Source organism: Caballeronia pedi, assembly GCF_001544915.2.
Classification (GTDB): Bacteria; Pseudomonadota; Gammaproteobacteria; order Burkholderiales; family Burkholderiaceae; genus Caballeronia; species Caballeronia pedi.
The window spans coordinates 377,104-393,579 of the sequence record NZ_FCOE02000003.1 but is presented as its reverse complement, the minus strand read 5'-3'; the positions used below and the strand labels follow the sequence as shown (position 1 = coordinate 393,579).

Sequence of the window (16,476 nt, the reverse complement as noted above, 5' to 3'; positions counted from 1 at the left end):
ACGTCAATGCGAGACCATCCGTGGACCGACCGTCGTTCACTACGAGTCGTCGCGATGAAGGTCGATAAGCGTTGTACCTCTTCCGTCGGAGATGTTTCGATTGGAGCCGCTTACATATCGGCGAACACGGGCGGGCGATTCGTAATTGAGGTTCGCGGTCTTGTTCAAGCTCAGACGCATCTACGCGACGATGCCTCGTCGGCGCTGTGCACCACCTGCCTGCGTCAGTTTCCGAAGTCGCTTCTCAAGAGTGTCAATCAGGTGGGGGTCGTGCCAACGCGTTACGTCGTGAATCAGAAGCGTGTAACGTAGAGCAGCCGTACTGTAGCGCGCATGGATGTGGTCGAGCAGTAGCAGTTGCGGGTAACCATGTGCGAGGAGGTGGTTCTCGGCGGCTGATGGTCGATTCGGGAACGCATCGTATCGTGAAGGTCGGGCCAGCACGGCGCCGATGACCCGTTTCGCCAATGCCTTTGGAAGCAGCTTTCGGCATTCGCTCGTGCCGATGTAGTAGGTCCACCACGTGTTGAGGACAATCTCGATGCCTGGAAACGGCTCCAGAATCGTCGCCAGCTTCAAGCCAGGCTCCAACATTGCCATCCGATGCGTGTCAAACCCGGTCCGTTGTTCGAGGTCGGCCAGGCAATCCACTGGGAGCAGCACGCCTTCGAGAGCGAGGTACAGAATCATTGCTCGCTAGCATGGTCAGGGCGCACCTGACCATCGTCGGCGGACGCCGAGTCCAGGAACGTTAGAATGCGCTGTAGCGTCGCGACCGGGTCGCGCTGGGCCTTGCTGTCGATATGAATCGCATGGTCGAGCCACTCATATGGGATGGCCGTCTGAGAGGCGTCAACGATGAGCAGGTTAGCCGGATTTCTGCGTCGAATATCACCGCGGAGGGCGTCAACACGCGTTACAGTGTTGGGTCGCCGGTGGACGCGGTTGCCGAGCATGGTCGCGCCGACTGTCTTGGCCGCAATCTCGATGGGGAGCGAGTTGATGATGTGCCTGTAGCCGAGGTCTTGGACCAGGCAGGAATTGAGAACAAACGACAGCTCCGGCTGCGCGTTTGCGACAGCCGCGATTGTGCGGATGAGCGGAAGCGGGTCGCGGCACCCGGTGCCTCGGTCCACCTTAGAGATGTACCGAAGGTCGCATTTCCGAGCGAAACAGACGCCCTCGAGACCAAGGTACAAAATCGTGGCCACGACGCTTTCCGTGAAGAGACGCGGTCGCGTTGTCCGTTCTTGAGACGACCAAAACCCTGTTGCGTCCTTAGCTGGAAGGTGACTCTTGGCTGAGACTGGTTTTGCTTTTTGTAAGAGTCGCGTGTGTTTCCACACGCAGAAGATACCACACGTAGTAGCGTTTGCAAGCGAAATCTGTGAAATCGAACGAAAACATCGATGCGGTTTGGGCCCGCCTTGTCTCTCGAGCCACTCGGGTTGCCTTGATGCGTCAAGACATGAGCTATGCGGAACTCGCGCGTGAGCTTACCGACTTGGGAGTTCCCGAATCGGCAAGGTCAGTGGAGGGCAAGATTCAGCGTGGGACCTTCAGATTTAGCTTCTTCCTCCAGACTGTCTATGCGGCCAAAACCGACTTTCCGGAACGTTGGAAGGACGCTTTGACCAGTTCTCGAACTTGGGAAGAAAAGGCGAGCGCCGTACTAGAAGCTGAACTGGCGCTGCAACCCTGGCTTACTTCGGTTGCCCTAGCGACTCGACTGGACGAAATCGGAGTCGCTGTAGCACCGGGAGTCGTCGAGTCCCAAATCCGAGAAGGCGTCTTCTCAGCAGCCTTGTTTTTTCAGTTCGCGACCGTGTGCCGGTTGGAAAGTGTGCTCCAGTTCGTTGATGCTTCGTCGCTGGGGCATGCGGCTATGGCCGGCGGCGGTCGAACATAATGGCGACAGCGCGCCGGTTGCGCGCTTCACAACGCCTGCGGTACACTGACCGTGTGTGAAAACACACGCGATAGCGGCATAAGAAAAATTACATCCGCACGCTCTCATCCCGCTGACCGGGCAACGAAATCCTGAGGGCCCTCCATCGGAGCCGGCCTCATCGAGCCAGGTAACTCCTGGCACTTGCCCAAATGGCTCATCCATCGCCGGCTTGGCGCGGTTCTCCACACTGCGAGAATGGAATTTGTCAGATGATTAGCTGACAGTCGGTTGGTTGGCTACGTCATTTCGAAGACGCGCCCCCGGGCGCTTCCACTCCAGGCGCGCATCTTGGCTGAGCCCGACTGAACGCGGAGAGAGCAATGAACAGCTTCGACGACCTGAAATGTCGCGGCGTGGTCGCCTCGGGTCCGGTGGACCGAACGAAAGCCGTCATCGGTGGGCGGACCTTTCTCGAGAATTTGGTTCATTCGGAGGAGCCGCTCATGTGGGATTTGGTTCGTACGCTGGCCCTGATGCTTCTTCGGCACTATCCGACGGACATTGACATTGCTGAATCGGCAGTCGCGCTGCCGCGGCTTTGGGCAATGCCCGTCTTGAGCGCAGACCGCTCCGTCCCTGCCGCGCCAGCCAGAACTGCGGCAGAGGCGCTACCAGTCAACTTTGCCAAGAATCGGGAGAGACGGGGGCAGGGGGCGGAGTTGAATCCCAGTGCATTGCAGAGTAGACGTGTCGATTCGGTGAGGTCTGGAATTCACGACACAGGCGAGTCGTCATTTCATCCACTGGCTGGCAGCAAGACGCTGGGGCCGTCAGTGAAACTGTCTCGACTGAATCGGATTGGGAGAGTGTCCGATTCCGCTCGGCTCATTCAGGCACAGAAGTCCCTGCTCGCATGCGGGGAAGCCCCTTCTCCCGTGTCGCAGCTGACGCTTGCATTTGAGGCCGGCTACCTGTGTTGCGTGGAAATTGCCGCTCTAAGGGCGTTCAATCTTGCGGCTGTCGAGCATCCTTGTTCTGAAGTGATTCGCCTGGCCACCGAGCAGCTCGCGCTGGGGCTCGCCGATGTTGAACAGCTCGAGCGCCTGAGAGATTGGAGGCTCTATGCCCTTGAGCAAGAGCGGCCTTGTAGTCCGGCCGCGGCCATCGAACTCGCGCAACGCATCCTCGAGAGTGCGAGGCGTCTATTGGGCGGTCGATAGGTCAAGAGCCGAAGCTCGGTTCGAAACGCGGATGGAAATGGCTTCCGCCACACATCATGGTTAATGAGAGCAGCAAGCAATTATGTTGGTGCAAGTAGCTTCCGACTTACATCTTGAGCTTCTCGCGTCGCCATTTCCTGTCGAGACGCTCATCAGGCCGGCACACGGGGCGGACGTGCTCGTGCTCGCAGGAGATATAGCGTCGGGAGCAAACGCCATCGAGCTGTTCGCAGACTGGCCCGTGCCGGTGATTCTGGTCGCCGGAAATCACGAGTTCTACCACCGCGACTTTGCGACCACGCTTGCTCAGTTGCGTGAGCGGGCCGACGGTACATCTGTACCCTTCTTGGAACAGGACGCAGCTGATTTCGGCGGTGTGCGATTTCTCGGCTGCACGCTGTGGACCGACTATCGGCTTTACGGCGTGGACCTCCGGGCGAGAGCCATGCCGCAGGCGCCGCGATTCTTGAATGACCACCGGAAGATTCGGAAACAGGCGGACGAGCGATTTCTCCCGTGTGATGCGTTGACCGAACATCACGAGTCGTACGCGTGGCTCTCGGACCAGCTCGCCACACCCTACGACGGACTCACTGTCGTTGTGACGCACCACGGTGTGCACCCGCTGTCAGTGCATCCAAGATACAAAGGCCCAAGCAGAGGGCTTCTCGGTCCGGAGGCTGACCTTCTGAACGCAGCGTTCGTCAGCGACCTTTCCGAGCTCGTTGCACAAGCCGATTTTTGGTTCCACGGGCACGTCCACGACACCTTTGACTACAGAGTGGGCAAGTGCCGAGTTGTGACCAATCCCGCCGGCTGTGCGAGCAACCGCTTCAAGCTTGCGGACTTCACGAAGCTGAAACTTGAGAACGAAAACTTCCAGTTCGCGTGCCTGATAGATACGTCCGAATCCAAAGCGACTAGGTAGATGACCATTGGGAGAAGCTCCGTGAAGGTCTCAAGTTTGATTGCAAAGCTGAACTCGCTTGACCCTGACGCCGAAGTGCTACTGATATCGGGATGCGCCGATATATCCGAAGCGGAAGAACTGCGACGTGTTGAGCCGCAGCTCGATTGGCGCTGCGAGGTCCATTTTCGTGACGACGGCCTGTCTACATCCATTCACGCGCCGTCGCGATTTGGCGCCACTTCCAACTACGATGAGCAATACGACAGGGCGGTTGCGGAGACGGTTGTCCTCCTCGCGGGACACGACGCGAACTTATACTACATGTTCGAGGACGATTTCGTTCCTGACGTTCGCAAGCTGAGTAAAGAGTCGATTGAGGATGAAGTGCTGCGCAATCGGCGAGGCATGCTCGAAGACGGCACGCTCATTTCGCGTGAGTTGCTTCTTCGCCTGTTGTCCATCACGCCCAACCAGCTCGACGCCCTAGTAGCGCAAGGCAGCATTTTTGACATCTGCGTTGATGGAGTCTCGTACTATCCGAGCATTTTCGCAAATCCGCGAATCAACGCTGAACGCCTTCATTCCGTCTCCCGATTGGTTCAGCCTGTAGACGCGTCTTCTAGGCTGGACTTCTTGCTTACAGAATGGGGCCACTTAGGTGGCCGCCGTCCAATAGAAATGCTCGATTACATTAAAGACTATAGACGAGTTCGTAATTCCGCGATGGTGCGGGCCCAAGAGTCTATGAGAACCGTGGTCAAATTCTTCGAGGGACAGCACGAAGAGGCACCTGTTGAAGCAGAGCAGCTCTACCGCGTAGCCGCAGAGCTGGACCCACGCATGCCACTCTGGCGTCGTGCACGAGCGACGCTGACCGAATTCGGCTTCGAATATCCTTTCGCGCCGTATCCACAAGTCAATGTTTTTACCGCGTTCATCGAGAAGTCGTTTGAGGGTGAATCGGACACCGTCTTTGAAGGAAGGGTTTGCATCCATCGTGTAGACGGCGGATGGAGAATATTCGCTGCTTGGCCTCTTGCCGATACGACAGACGTGAATGAGACGTTGCGTTGCGAAGCGCAGGACATTGTATCTGTCGCGAAGGTCGCCTTCGAATATCTGAAACGCTTGGCTGCAAAGAAAGCTTGATAGCTAGCGCAGCGAGGAGGACATCATGGTCACGAGAGTTACAAGTGAGCCCGTCGCAACCGAACGAACTTTCGTCGCAGGCGACGAGGTTCATAGAGACCTCGATGTGGACACTGAAGCCTTGCCGTCTATCGCGCTCGAAATCTTCGACGGCAATGTCCCTGCAGTTACTGATACATCGGAGCGCCTTTGTACAGTGGAAGGTCGAGTCTATGCGTTTGGTGCGCCCGAGTTCAAAACACTTGACGAAGTCGTAAAGCTCCTTGAAATCTGTGTCGACAAATACACTGCGCCGGAGTTCCCGAATGACTCTGTAACCGCGGTCGTCTCACTTCGTTCGATTGGCAGAGTCGTTCCATTCGCACGAGTTGACGCACGGGTCGATAGCAGTCACGCCTATGCGACGTTGCACTTCGAGGACGGCTCTCAACAAAGCGTCCGGCGCGTACCCTTGCTGGCTTCCGAGGATGTGATGATGTTGATTCATCGCATTCTGCTCCATGCGCGAAGCGAGTTAGCGAATCCTTGCGCGGCAGAGAGCTGAAAACGCTGTGGGCGGCGAAATGCTGACAGGACTTCCGGGACCCGCTTTCCACATCCCTCCACCCAAAATCCGAGGCGGTCACGTCTTGTACCTCGATTTTGATGGATGTCTGCACCCCACCGAGGTCTACACCAAGCGCGGCATCGGTCCGTTTTTGTTGAACTGTCCGGGCCATGAACTCTTCGAGCAAGCGCCGCTGCTCGACCGATTACTAGCAAATTATCCCAATGTCAGAATCGTTCTCAGTACATCGTGGGTTCATAGGTACCGCGGACGAATTCCTCGACTGTCATTGAATCTGCCCACGGGTCTCCGTGACCGGGTGATTGGTGCGACATACCACAGCGAAATGGACCGGGACGCTTTCCTGATGTCGTCCCGAGGTATGCAGATATGGTCAGACGTGCGGCGACGCCGTCCCGCGCGGTGGCTTGCAATCGACGACGACGCCGAAGGGTGGCCCGAGTGGTGCCGCGACCATCTTGTCAAGACGGATGAGACGCTCGGCATCGGTGAGGCAGCGGTGCGCGTCGAACTTGAGTACAAGCTCGAAGCGTCTTTCGGAAAGACGACATGACTGGCGCAAAACATCTGCTCGTGTTCGCTCATCTTGATGGCAACTGGACTCAATGCGGTAGGCTCGTCATTACCGAGGAGCCCGACGGCCGAGTATCGTCGACATTCGAATACGACGAACGCTATCTAGCCAAGTCGAACAGGGTCGAGCTGGACCCTGTCAGCCTGTCGCTTGCAGAAAAGCCTATCACGCCGAGCAAAGTGCGAGCGCCGAAGAACGACTTGCCGCTGTTCGGCGCATTCCGCGACGCAACACCCGATGCTTTTGGCCGGCGCGTCATTGAGCGCAAGCTCGGAGCTCCTTTGAATGGCCTCCCCGAGGCGCAGTACCTGCTGAACGCAGGACCGCATCGCGTCGGAGCTCTCGACTTTCGGCTCGAATCAGGTACGGGACCGTCGTCGCGAATCGAGGAATTCGTCGACCTAGAGGAACTTGCCGAAGCGGTTGAACTCATCGACGAGGGCCTTCCCATCTCGCCAGAACTGCAGGCAATTTTCACTCAAGGTGCAGGGTTGGGTGGCGCTCGGCCGAAAGCTTCGTTTCGCGACGATAAGGGCGTTTCATGGGTGGCGAAATTCCCAACGACAAACGACTCGTTCGACGTCTCGGGTGTCGAATACGCGACCCTAACGTTGGCGGCAAAAACTGGTGTCCATGTGCCCCTGGTCAACACAGCTGCGAAAGGCGACCACCGAGTCCTCCTGTCCCAGCGATTCGACCGTTTGTGGGCACCGAAGACCAATTCAAAATTGCATCCGATGGGTCAAGAACGACCCCGAGCCGGACCAGAGTCCGGAACAGTCGAGCATCGTGCGTTTTACGTGAGCGCCCTTACGATGACAGGCTACAGCGAAATGGAATCGCGTTTAGCGTCGTACGCGGATGTAGCGGCCGCTGGCCTTGTGCACAGCCGCACCGCTATCGGCGTCGATGATGCCGCGCAGTTGTACAAGCGCATGCTGATTGACATCTTTGTCAGCAATGACGACGGACATCTCCGCAATACGGGCTACGTCTACAACGACGCGTTTCGAACGTGGCAACTGGCTCCCTGTTTCGACGTCGTCCCGAGACCGAGCTTCGCATTTGAACGGTTCTTGCATCTTCAAGTCGGAGAGTATGGAAGAGCGGCAACGCTCGACAACGCTCTCTCTTGGCATCAAAAGTTTTGGCTTTCTGAAGAGGTCGCCTGTGAGTACATCGCCGAGGCTTGGCACGCCGTAAAAAATTGGCGACAGCACTTCGAGGAATGCGGCGTAAATGCCAGCGACATCGAGAAAGTCGCGTCAGCGTTTCGAGATATTAATGACATAGCGAGTCCCGAACTTCGCCGAAAACTTCCATGACTGTCGCATCGCCCGGCGGAAAATCTCGAGAGCGACGAAGGCAACAAATGACAACACTCGACCGAGTCGCCCGGTTCCTCGCTCACAGTGACGTTGTGATTCTACGCGCTGAAGTTGCGCATTTGGGAAGTGGCGCGCAGGTCGGGCGGGTCCTCGCAAGGCTTGTTCGTGAAAAGAAACTGGTCCGCGTAAGCATCGGCGTGTACGCAAAGACTCGCGTCAACCAGTTCACCGGGGCGCTGACGCCGGCCGCGACGTTCGAAGAGATAGCGGTAGACACCTTCAGAAAGCTACGTATCGACGTCTCGCCGGGGCGTGCAGCGCGTGAGTACAACAGCGGTAAGACAACGCAGGTCCCAGTGCAGCCCGTTGTGAATACAGGCCGGCGCCGCATAACTCGTCGAATAGCGGTCGGCTTTCGCGCCGTTATCTACGAGCGAGGATTCTCCAATGACTGAAGTCTGCGTACACGGCGGAGCATATCTTGCGCACGACCTTGCTGCAGCGATGCCCCGTGTCGGCACCGGAAGGTATACGCCCACCCCGGGAGAAGACCTCTGGGAGCGTGCGGCTCGTGCTTTGCTCAAAGTCGAGCCGCCGGGCCCGTACCCTCATGCAGACGTGCTAACAGTCTTTGTGTGCGACGACGGCAGGCTCACGATGCGGTTCGACATTGAAATCAAAGACGGTGCAGCAAGAGCGGTATTTGTCCGCGACGGGGTGCCCTTTGCAGACCATGCGCCCTTTCCGGTCGATGTGGACGACGACGTCGTCGCTGTTGCGCGCAAGTTGTTTGGAGCGGGTTTGCCGCAATAAAGAAGCGAAGCGCTGCTGATGCGAAGTGTGCTTCTCAACGTACGCCGACAAATTCAGCAAGTCGGCGGATTGCACAGCGTTTCGAAAGCTCGCGTGTCGGCAAACCGCGCGGCTTATGGCTGAGAGTGAGTGTGAAAGCTTCGAGTTCCGCGCGCTCTTTATGGAACGTAGGTGTGGTGACGCCGGCCGTCGCTCCCGCAGCGAAGGCACGACGCTGTGGGCTGGAGGGCGCGGAGACGACGTCTCCAGTCTGCCTGCAGCCCATTTCGTCCGTGACGCGGTCCCGGTTTCGTCTGTCGCCGTGCTTGTACGGCTCTGTCAGACCTGCGAACGGCTGTGATGACAGGCGAACAGTGCACGCTGTCAAAGACTGGTGAAATGTCGACAGAAGACCAACAGACATCGAGCGTAAAACTATGGAAAACATCGGTTACGTGTTCGCTTTCGCGAACAGCGCGCTATTAGGCGTCGTACATGTGGGCAACACGAAACGTTCTCCAACCGAGCGGGCGATGGAGCTTTCTAACGCGATGGGGATGTCAAGCCCGTTCATTGTCGCCTATGCACAGCTGTTCGAAGACTGCGAGGAAGGTGAGCGGTTTGTTCGCTCGCAACTCAAGCGCAAGGGCTACCAAGGTGCAGAACTCATCCAGGCTCCGGTTACGGAGGCGGTGAAGGCGATACTTAGAGCGCCAGGAGCTCTTAACGAACAAGACCTCGACACGTCCAGCCCAGAGCATTCTTGGCCCGATGCGGAGAAGGACGATGCGCTGGAATCCCTGCAAATCCAGCCGTGGACCGACGTTTTTGAGGAGGCGTTGGGCCACTACTACGGAACCGGTTCCCACCTTGAAGACAGGGCCGAGGCGTATCGGCTATTTCAGAAGGCAGCGTCGTTGGGCTGTCCTTCTGCGTACAGTTTTTTAGGCACTATGAACCGATATGGGTCGGGAGTCCGGGAAAACGAGAAGAAAGCTCTCGAATATCTCAAGGAAGGCGCACGCATCGGCAGTGTCGTCTGCTACTTTGAAATGGCGGACTTCTTCATCCACGCAGGACACCGTGAGAACGCGGAAAAGTGTGCATCGCTGTTCGTTGAAAAATTCAGTCACCAAATCGTTGACGGAGTCTTTCTCACGGATTCTGAGGTCGACAAGATACACAGCGCATGCGCATTCTTGGTCTACCATAAATTGCGCAACGGAATAGTAATCCCGCCGTCTCTCCGCGGCTTTATGGCTGGCAATGCGAGTTATCTAAAGGACTCGTCCCAGGAATTTTTGAAGCTTTCGATGCAGCACAGTGACGAGTCTGCGGTTTCAACTTGGCGGGATGCTGTCGATTTGATTGATTCGCTGCTGCTGAATTCGGAGGTTCTTGCCGCTTAGAACTCTGACCTGGCCCCCGAGAACGAAGCCCTCGCTGAGTGTGTGCGCTCAATCACGGTGAGCAAACGTTGACGGTCAAGACAAAGCATGCGCAGTACACGCTCGAATTCAAGCTTGAAACGGTCCGACTGGTAAGGGACGGCCAGAGTTTGGCTGCGGCGTGGGCGACGCTGGCGTGGTGCAGCAGACCGTTCACAACTCGGTAAAGCGGCGGCGTACTTCGCAAAGGAATTGATGTGAAGTGCGCGTTCGTTGACCGAAATCGACGCCACTGGTCAGTCTTGATGCTGTGTGAAGTACTGGGAATCAGTCTCAGTCGATATCATCGGCGTCAGCAGCGCAGCGGTGACGTCAAGCCGCACAGATGCAGTATCAGCAACGATGCCCTGCTCGCGCACATCAAGGCAATTCACGTGCAGGTCAAGTGCGAATATGGCTGGCCGCGCATGTGGAAAGAACTCGTTGCGCGCGGCGTGCGCGTGGCCAAGGAGCGTGTTCGCAAGCTGATGGCGCAGCATGGAATCCGTGCCCGACACAAGCGCAAGTACATCGCGACGACGACTTCGCGAACAGTGCGCGAGAAAACGGAGACCATTCCGACGAACTCCGGTGGCGGGAGACGATACGTTTTATAGATTCACTACCGATGAACCCATATATGACAGCGTAGCAGTTCCCGTCAGCAGCCCGACGTACCCTGCCGCGATACGCGGTGTCGCCGCGCGTCGCTTCCCGGCTAGCCGCGCGCGCAGTCGGCCTGCGCTACGCGCTACGCCCGTTTCCTTCTCACAGGCCACCGAGCATTCTACGTCGCCATTCCTTTCGCCGGTCGGTCCATTCTAAAATCTGGCTCCATCCAACTACTCACGAGCTACAGACAAAAGTCTTCCCCCAGCTGCGGGCATCGACATCTGAATTCGGTGCCATCTGTATATCGGCGGCAGTCCGCGATTCTTGAATGCACCGTACCTATGGCGGCGTCATTCTTTCACCGGCGTCCGCGGAAGGGTTCACACCGCTAGCAGTTCAACGGGATTGTGGCCAACCTATCGCTGCAGCTCAAAACCTGAGTCCCCCGTATTGCGTTTTGTCGCGCAATACAACTACTATACAAAAAAAACGAAGTGCAGCAATCGGGGATGCTAGTTGAAAGAACGAAAAGACACGCCAATGAGCTTCCGGGCCTCGGCGCGCTTCAAAACTGCGCTTACGCTCGCCGCAGCACACGAGAACCGGAGCCAGGCCAACCTGCTCGAGACGCTGGTATTCGAGTTCTGCCGTCAAAAGGGTATCGAGGTACCCGCAGAACCGACTCAACAACAGAACTAAAGACCACACACTATGTACCAGACTTTCGTTCACGCGCCGGTCATCGCGAAGCTGTGCGCGCTCTTTATCCTCGCGCTTTTCGGCTACTTCGTTTGCTGGTTCATTCCGAGAGCCGTTTTACGCGGTATTGCGCTCAAACGCATCATTGGCGGACTGATGCGCCTTGAAGCCGGGGCAGACCCGGCGCCGCTTTTCGAGAAGAATAAAGACCTGGCGCACCTATGGAGTGAGTACGACGAGACGCTTTTCAAGCAGGAGCGGTTTGATTCACAGCAACGCGACTACGTTTTCGATAAAAAGCGCTCCACCGTTCCTGCTGAGATGTTCTTCAACACTCAAACGACCGTGGACTCATATGTCGGCGCTGAATTCTTCAAGCACGTTCCGGGTATCCTGACAGGTATCGGGATTATCGGGACGTTCTTTGGCATTCTGCACGGACTGGACGCGTTCAACGTGAGCGCAGACGCCGCACAAGTCCGCGATAGCTTGAAGGGGCTGCTCGGCTCCGTGTCCGAAGCGTTCGCGGTCTCCGCCGGCGCAATTGCCTGCGCGATGATTATTACGCTGCTGGAAAAATGGCTTCTAGCCAACCTCTATAAGAAGAGCGAGGCACTCGCCATTGAAATCGACAAGCTCTACAAGGCAGGTGCCGGCGAGGAGATGCTTCAGGACCTCGTGCAGTCGTCCGCCGACTATGTCTCCAACAGCAAGTCCCTCAAAGATGCGCTGGTCTCTGACCTGAAGGGCATCCTCACGCAGCTAACCGAAAGCCAGATTCAGGCGCAGAGGGGCTCGACCGAGGACTTGGGACGCCAGATTGGGGAGCACATTACTCAGGGTCTGGAGAGGGCGCTGGCTGAACCGATGAAGGCCGTGGCTGCCGTAGTTGGAGATGCCGCAAAAGAGCGCTCCGGTGCCGTTCATTCGTTGCTCTCCGAGGTAGTGAAAGAGCTTAATCAGAGCTTACGCGACCTGTTTGGCGACCAAATTGCAGGCATCAATACAATGCAGCAACAGACGATTGCGGCGCTTCAGTCGGCCGTCGTCAAGATGGAACAGATGTCCGCATCTCTTGCCACGGCCGGAACGGATGCGACCGCGAAGATGGCTGAACAACTTGCCGATGCCGTCACCAAGATGGAAGCGAGCCAGGCGGGCATGACCCGCCACATGGCGCAAATTGTCGAGGAAATGAGGTCGTCGGTCGCGTCATCCCAGAACGCAACGAATGATGGCATGCTCACTGCCCTCAAGCAGGTCAGCACTAGCGTGGAGTCGCTTGTTGGCCAGTTGACGGAGAAAGTGACGACCTCGCAAGACGCTTCCAACGAGAAAATGCAGCAGGCGTTCGCAAGCGTCGCTGAGCGCATCGAACTGCTTATGAGCTCGATGACGCAAACAATGAACAGTTCGCAAACCGCTACCAATGACCAGCTTCAAAAAACAGTCGCGGACGTGAGCACGTCTGTCCGCGAACTGGTATCGGGCTTGTCTGAGTCGGTCGTGAAAACACAGGCGGAAAGCAGCACGCATCTGACGCAATCGGTCGCAACGGTCGGAGACTCGGTCAAATCGATGGTCGCGGACCTCAAGGAACAAGCGGCGGGCGCCGATGCCGCGAATGAAAAGCGCCAGCGGCAGCTCGCCGAGAACGCACAGAACGCCGCCGCTGCGATTAAGGCCGCTGTCGAGTCGCTGACGTCTGAGATTCACGGACTCGTTGCCGGCACGAACAAGGCGGTCGAGGTGATGCGCTCGAGCGTGGACGCGATGCGCGCTGTCACGAATGACACGGTCAGCAAGATGAACCTTGGCGCGGACACGCTTCACGGCGCTTCGACCAAGTTCGAAGAGGCAGGCAAGGCCGTGACCGGCGCATTCGAAAAGGCGACGAGCGTCACGGACAGCCTCGCAGCGGCCGCCGGGAATGTCGGTGCGGCCTCGCAAACCATGCAGGCTGTGGTGAGCGACTATCGCGCCCGATGCGATGAATTCCAGAGCGAACTCGACCAGCTTGAAACTATTGTCACGTTTGCAAAGGACTCGCTTAGCCAAGATGTTCTGAAGCAAATCCAAGAATCTAGCAAGGCACTCAATACCGCGCAGCTTGGGGTGCAACAGTTCATGAACGGTGTTGCTGATGTCTTGGCGACCTCAAGCAAGGAATTCAAAGACAATATGACCTCCACGATGGCCGATGCGGTAGGCGAGCTTGTCAACAGCACCAGCCGAGTTACAAGCTTGCTTGGGCGTACCATTCAGGAGCTGGCGGTTTCCGTGCGTCCGGTGGTGCCTGATGCGGAGGCCTATTGATGTTGAGCTCACGCATCGTTCTGAAACGGGGCGGCAAGGGCGAAGCAGAAAAGCCGTTCTGGATAAGCTACGCGGATTTGATGACTGCGCTTATGGTGCTGTTTCTGGTCACCATGTCGGTCACGCTCCTCGCGGTGACTAAGCAGGTGAGCGAGGCGGAACGACTTAAAGCGGAACGGGACCGCGAAATTACCGAACTCCTCAAGCGCGTCCAGGTCGCCGCATCGAAGTACCCAGGCATCAAGGTCGATGCCGAACGTAATGTCATCGACTTTGGCGACAAAGCGCATTTCGACAAGAACAGCTCTGGACTGAAACCGCAGCAGCAGAGGTTGTTGCGTTCATTTGTTCCGGAGGTGCTCACCATCGCGCGTGACCCGCTCGGGCAAAAGTGGCTGAAACAGATTGTCGTCGAAGGGTTTTCAAGCCCGGAAGGCGACTATCTGTACAACCTGAATCTGAGCCTACAACGCAGCCAACGCGTGCTATGTGTTCTTTTGGCGAAGCCCCCGGCGGACGAGATGCCGATGAGCCAAGCCGAGCTTGAACAGGTTCGCGACCTGTTCCTCGTAGGAGGTTATTCGTTTAACGCTGCGAAATCGTCCTACGAAGATAGCCGGCGTGTGGAGTTGCGTCTTGAATTTTTGGGTATTGCCGAACACCGTCCGTCGAACACGGGAGCGGCTCGCGGTAACTTTGGAAGTTGCGCTCTGGGAGCAAACTGATGAGCTTCCTCGAAATCTTGCAGGCCCGGCTTGAATCTCAGCGGAATAACACTGTTCAGATGAGGGTGTCAACGGAACCTCTCCAGGACCAAATTAACGAGCTGACCACGCAACTCAAAGGGCGTCTGCCCAAGACGCCACCCGACGCCATTGCGAACGCGGTCGAGCGTTTTCGCCAAGACCGCAGAATACGGGACTCACACGACGCGCTTTTAGTGAGCCACGGCTGCGACCGTCCATTTGGGCAGATGCGTTTCCGCCTGATTGAGGACCGGGAGCGATTTCCCGCCGTCCGTTCGAGTATTGACCGTTTTCGCAAATACCGGTTGGTGTTTCGCGACTGCTACAAGGGGCTCCTCGACACATATCTTGGCTACCACCCCGAGATGCGCGGCGCCTCTGGCACCGGACGTCCCAACTGGGAGATGCTTCGTTCGTGGCTGGACACGGGCGCCAAGGGCTTGCGTGACCCTGACGGCATCGAGGAAGAGTGGGTGCCGGAACTTGCCGCGCACCCCGAGCTCTTTTCGAGCGCGCCGGTCGATGCGTTCGCGCTTCAAGTGCTCAAAGGAAATGAACAAGCATTCCTTCAGTTTCAGCAGGCGCTGCGAATCGAGCGCACATCCTGGCTTTTGGAACAGGTCATATTGGCCCAGGTGAGGGCGGCCGCAAAGGTCGGCATCATGCCCTACATCGCCAAGTTGCTGCCGCTTCTCGAGCGCCTCGGAACTCAGAATCCGGCCGTGTTCAATCAAGGTCTGGTTGAAGTGCTCACCGCATACTGCGCGGACAGCGGCGGGGCGCTTCACGGCGCCTTGCGCGACTTTTCCCTGCATTTCTGGGGAAACCCGCTATCCTTGCAGGCGGAGAAAAAGACCGGCTGGGCGACCGTGCCTCTGAAGCCTCGGAACATGGTCAAAAACTGGTTCAACCTGCATGTCATCCAGCAATTCTTTGACGTGCTGGCTAAGCAAGACAAGAGCGAGCCTAGAGACGTTCGCAAGAAGCGCGAACGCCGACGCGACTTCTGGAGCAAGTATGCAGACGTCGTAGGAGAGGTGAAGTTTGCATTGGGACCGGACGCTCGGTCGAGCCAAGACCCTGCGATGGTCGAAGTCCGACAGCTGATGGAGGGCATGACGCTTAACCTTCAAAATGGAGGTAGCTCCCAGAACAACGCTTTCTTCATGCAGTTCAAGGACTGGGTCGTTGCGGAGTTCGGGCACGAAAATAATGCCTGCTTTATTTATAGGGCAAGTGACATCCCTTTTGAGGACGGTGACACAGCAATCTCGGCCCAAGCCATTCGACACCACATCAACTCAAGTTTTTCAAATGGCCCGCGCGGGCCTGTCCGGCTGCTGCACAAGGACGGCAGCTACGAGAACTGGGAAGACGTTTTCGAGCAAGCCTTGAGAGACCGGGGCACGCCTATGCCCGTGCCGATGAGGCAAAGCGATGCCGCCTCGACTCATTGGTCGCCTCAAGTATCCGGCGATAAGCCGAAGAAGAGGGCCGTTGACTCCATGGCGGCCCAGCAAGAAGATTTTGGTTGGCCATCTGCCGATAGGTCCGCTGCACCCGTTATCGCGGGGAACCCGGTCGAACGGGTTGCGGACCGTGTCAGCTCTGCCGGGCAGAACGGCAGCGCGCGCGCATGGCGCAATCCGTCGATTTCGAGGCCGTCGACCGGCGACACCGGTAGCCCGGCGTCAGCGACGCCCGCTACTTCGGCTTCGACCTCGAATGGGCTCATCGATAATTTGCCGTTCGGGGCGACACAGGAAAAAGAACTGTTCAACGTCTGCCGCGAGTACGACATTCCTGTCCGAGACATGCGCGAGCGGACGGGCCATCTTTGGGTCGTGCTGGATAGGCCCGATGACATCCGAATGACGCCGTTGCTGCAAGCATACGGCTTCAAGTACCGCCCGGGTCGGGGCTGGTGGCGCCAGGCCCTGTCGAGACCCTCGGCCGACGGAACCGCTGGCTCGCAATCGGCGCCTGCGTCTCCGGCGGCCTCGAATGTTCCTATCGCTAATTTGCCGTTCGGGGCGAAACAGGAAAAGGAACTGTTCAACCTCTGCCGCCACTACGACATTTTTGTCCGAGACATGCGTGGGCGGACGAGCTATCTGTGGGTCGTCCTGGACCAGCCTGAAGACAGCCGCATAACGCCCTTGCTGCAAGCATACGGCTTCAAGTACCGCCCAGGCCAAGGCTGGTGGCGCCAGGCCTAACAAATACAAAGAGAGACGGGGTTCA

The 16,476-nt window shown here is 57.4% G+C and carries 15 protein-coding genes and 1 pseudogene; 14 read left to right on the top strand and 2 right to left on the bottom strand.

Features of this window, described 5'->3' with window-relative positions; translation table 11 throughout:
* Nucleotides 1-180: 180 nt before the first annotated feature.
* On the bottom strand, nt 181-690 hold the full coding sequence (locus AWB80_RS06790; RefSeq protein WP_061173862.1) for an HAD domain-containing protein: 510 nt from the start codon (nt 688-690) through the stop codon (nt 181-183).
* On the bottom strand, nt 687-1,211 hold the full coding sequence (locus AWB80_RS06785; RefSeq protein WP_061173861.1) for a hypothetical protein: 525 nt from the start codon (nt 1,209-1,211) through the stop codon (nt 687-689). The genes AWB80_RS06790 and AWB80_RS06785 overlap by 4 nt, the downstream gene beginning before the upstream one ends.
* Nucleotides 1,212-1,387: 176 nt before the next feature.
* On the opposite strand from AWB80_RS06785, the gene AWB80_RS06780 reads away from it, so the two are divergent.
* The 14 genes and pseudogenes from AWB80_RS06780 (at nt 1,388) to AWB80_RS06715 (ending at nt 16,451) form a co-directional block, all read left to right on the top strand.
* Entirely contained in the window at nt 1,388-1,909 is a 522-nt protein-coding gene (locus tag AWB80_RS06780) for a DUF6471 domain-containing protein (RefSeq protein WP_244206423.1), read from the top strand.
* A 362-nt stretch (nt 1,910-2,271) separates the two neighbouring features.
* Nucleotides 2,272-3,111 carry a BPSL0761 family protein gene (locus AWB80_RS44595; protein WP_208635614.1) on the top strand — a complete coding sequence of 280 codons (840 nt, stop codon included), beginning with the start codon at nt 2,272-2,274 and terminating at the stop codon, nt 3,109-3,111.
* 82 nt (nt 3,112-3,193) lie between these two features.
* Nucleotides 3,194-4,039, top strand: a complete 846-nt coding sequence (locus AWB80_RS06770; RefSeq protein ID WP_061173860.1) for a metallophosphoesterase — start codon at nt 3,194-3,196, stop codon at nt 4,037-4,039.
* Between the two features lie 21 nt (nt 4,040-4,060).
* Nucleotides 4,061-5,170: a hypothetical protein gene (locus tag AWB80_RS06765; protein ID WP_143327980.1), complete on the top strand. Its 1,110-nt coding sequence runs from the start codon at nt 4,061-4,063 to the stop codon at nt 5,168-5,170.
* Nucleotides 5,171-5,195: 25 nt separating this feature from the next.
* Nucleotides 5,196-5,714: a hypothetical protein gene (locus AWB80_RS06760; protein ID WP_061173858.1), complete on the top strand. Its 519-nt coding sequence runs from the start codon at nt 5,196-5,198 to the stop codon at nt 5,712-5,714.
* An 85-nt stretch (nt 5,715-5,799) separates the two neighbouring features.
* Nucleotides 5,800-6,291 (top strand): HAD domain-containing protein, encoded by a 492-nt coding sequence (locus AWB80_RS06755; protein WP_244206422.1) that lies wholly within the window; start codon nt 5,800-5,802, stop codon nt 6,289-6,291.
* A complete protein-coding gene (locus AWB80_RS06750) occupies nt 6,288-7,637 on the top strand; it encodes a type II toxin-antitoxin system HipA family toxin (protein ID WP_061173857.1) in 1,350 nt (449 codons plus the stop codon). The genes AWB80_RS06755 and AWB80_RS06750 overlap by 4 nt, the downstream gene beginning before the upstream one ends.
* A gap of 47 nt (nt 7,638-7,684) precedes the next feature.
* Nucleotides 7,685-8,095, top strand: a complete 411-nt coding sequence (locus AWB80_RS06745; protein ID WP_061173856.1) for a DUF6088 family protein — start codon at nt 7,685-7,687, stop codon at nt 8,093-8,095.
* Nucleotides 8,088-8,453: a hypothetical protein gene (locus AWB80_RS06740; RefSeq protein WP_061173855.1), complete on the top strand. Its 366-nt coding sequence runs from the start codon at nt 8,088-8,090 to the stop codon at nt 8,451-8,453. The genes AWB80_RS06745 and AWB80_RS06740 overlap by 8 nt, the downstream gene beginning before the upstream one ends.
* A gap of 416 nt (nt 8,454-8,869) precedes the next feature.
* Nucleotides 8,870-9,841 (top strand): SEL1-like repeat protein, encoded by a 972-nt coding sequence (locus tag AWB80_RS06735; protein WP_061173854.1) that lies wholly within the window; start codon nt 8,870-8,872, stop codon nt 9,839-9,841.
* Between the two features lie 68 nt (nt 9,842-9,909).
* Nucleotides 9,910-10,407 (top strand): annotated as a pseudogene (locus AWB80_RS44830) (IS3 family transposase); the annotation flags it as partial.
* 775 nt (nt 10,408-11,182) lie between these two features.
* The gene (gene zorA / locus AWB80_RS06725; protein ID WP_061173853.1) at nt 11,183-13,486 is read left to right on the top strand and encodes an anti-phage ZorAB system protein ZorA; all 2,304 of its coding nucleotides are present in this window, start codon (nt 11,183-11,185) and stop codon (nt 13,484-13,486) included.
* Nucleotides 13,486-14,211 (top strand): flagellar motor protein MotB, encoded by a 726-nt coding sequence (locus tag AWB80_RS06720; protein ID WP_061173852.1) that lies wholly within the window; start codon nt 13,486-13,488, stop codon nt 14,209-14,211. The genes zorA and AWB80_RS06720 overlap by 1 nt, the downstream gene beginning before the upstream one ends.
* Entirely contained in the window at nt 14,211-16,451 is a 2,241-nt protein-coding gene (locus tag AWB80_RS06715; RefSeq protein WP_061173851.1) for an EH signature domain-containing protein, read from the top strand. Before AWB80_RS06720 ends, AWB80_RS06715 begins: the two co-directional genes overlap by 1 nt.
* Nucleotides 16,452-16,476: the final 25 nt, after the last annotated feature.

Excerpts from the sequence above, each read along its gene's own strand:
- AWB80_RS06745 (WP_061173856.1), top strand. The coding sequence starts at position 7,685 with ATGACAACACTCGACCGAGTCGCCCGGTTCCTCGCTCACAGTGACGTT.
- AWB80_RS06715 (WP_061173851.1), top strand. The coding sequence starts at position 14,211 with ATGAGCTTCCTCGAAATCTTGCAGGCCCGGCTTGAATCTCAGCGGAAT.
- AWB80_RS06760 (WP_061173858.1), top strand. The coding sequence starts at position 5,196 with ATGGTCACGAGAGTTACAAGTGAGCCCGTCGCAACCGAACGAACTTTC.
- zorA (WP_061173853.1), top strand. The coding sequence starts at position 11,183 with ATGTACCAGACTTTCGTTCACGCGCCGGTCATCGCGAAGCTGTGCGCG.
- AWB80_RS06720 (WP_061173852.1), top strand. The coding sequence starts at position 13,486 with ATGTTGAGCTCACGCATCGTTCTGAAACGGGGCGGCAAGGGCGAAGCA.
- AWB80_RS06750 (WP_061173857.1), top strand. The coding sequence starts at position 6,288 with ATGACTGGCGCAAAACATCTGCTCGTGTTCGCTCATCTTGATGGCAAC.
- AWB80_RS06735 (WP_061173854.1), top strand. The coding sequence starts at position 8,870 with ATGGAAAACATCGGTTACGTGTTCGCTTTCGCGAACAGCGCGCTATTA.
- AWB80_RS06790 (WP_061173862.1), bottom strand. The coding sequence starts at position 690 with ATGATTCTGTACCTCGCTCTCGAAGGCGTGCTGCTCCCAGTGGATTGC.
- AWB80_RS44595 (WP_208635614.1), top strand. The coding sequence starts at position 2,272 with ATGAACAGCTTCGACGACCTGAAATGTCGCGGCGTGGTCGCCTCGGGT.
- AWB80_RS06740 (WP_061173855.1), top strand. The coding sequence starts at position 8,088 with ATGACTGAAGTCTGCGTACACGGCGGAGCATATCTTGCGCACGACCTT.
- AWB80_RS06770 (WP_061173860.1), top strand. The coding sequence starts at position 3,194 with ATGTTGGTGCAAGTAGCTTCCGACTTACATCTTGAGCTTCTCGCGTCG.